Origin of the sequence: Teichococcus vastitatis, assembly GCF_003604215.1 — a bacterium.
GTDB lineage: Bacteria > Pseudomonadota > Alphaproteobacteria > Acetobacterales > Acetobacteraceae > Pseudoroseomonas > Pseudoroseomonas vastitatis.
Genome location: NZ_QXGS01000173.1, coordinates 1 through 1,020 on the forward strand (window position 1 = coordinate 1; position 1,020 = coordinate 1,020).

Genomic DNA, 1,020 nt, shown 5'->3' on the forward strand with positions numbered 1-1,020 from the left:
GCCGGGTTGCCCCGACATTCCTGCCGCCCCCGTTGACCAGAGCCAGAGAGTCAGATTGGCGCGTCAACAACTAGGTTTTCCGGAATGTCCGTCTGTGACTGCCGAGGATAACGAACGCGCTGCGGCGCTGCATAGAAGGTTGCTGCGATCGGCACCCGCTTCAATCAAGCGGGTGCTCGTAGCGCTTCAGCCCAGCCAGATCCCTTCGTTGATCTCAGCTGCCGTCTGAAGCCGGTTCTCTGCACTTTCCGAGAAGTTCACCAGCAGCTGCTCGCGGGACATGCCGGAGGCGAGGGATCTCCAGCGAAGGGATGAGGGGTCGCGCAGCGCTGACGGCTCCTGAGGTCACAGGCTTCCTTTGAGGCCGAGGGTACTGACAAGCGCGACTAAGCGTTCCTGCTCCTGCGTCATCAGTTCTCGAAGTTGCTCCGGAGTGCCGCCCACGGGTTCGGCGCCGAGTACGGCCAGACGCTCGCGCACATCATCAGCGGCCAGGATGGCGGATGTTGCTGTGTTTAAGGCCGCAATCGCAGGCGCCGGCGTGTTAGCAGGCGCCAGAAGGCAGCCCCATGACGGCGCCGCGTACCCAGGAATGCCAGCGGCGGCCGCGACCGTCGGCAGGCCAGGAAGCAGGTGCGAGGGCTCCGCCCCGGACACGGCCAGCATGCGCAAGGTGTTCGCCTCGACGTGCGGCTGAACCGCCGCGTAGGCATCGAACATCATCGCGGTCCGTCCCGTGATCAGGTCGGCATGCGCCGCAGTGGAGCCACGGTAGGGAATGTGTTCCATCCGGATCCCCAGCCGGTTCAGCAGGTCGGCGGCGGCGAGGTGCGGGTTCGACCCGTTGCCAGAGGAGGCGTAGGCAGTGCGCCCGCCCTGCGCGCGTGCCCAGGCCAGGAACTCCGATACAGTGGAGGCGGGATGCGACGACGGAACCACCATGACGAGTTGGACAACGGTCGCCTGGATGATGGGCTCGAAGTCCCGGATGGGATCGTAGGGCAGCGCCGCGAAGATCGC

Annotated in this window: 1 protein-coding gene; it reads right to left on the bottom strand. The window is 65.5% G+C overall.

Annotation, left to right across the window (positions count from 1 at the left end; all coding sequences use genetic code 11):
• Positions 1-345: 345 nt before the first annotated feature.
• Positions 346-1,020 (bottom strand): Bug family tripartite tricarboxylate transporter substrate binding protein (locus tag D2K64_RS23750; RefSeq protein WP_202910821.1); only part of this gene is annotated, 675 nt, incomplete at its 5' end.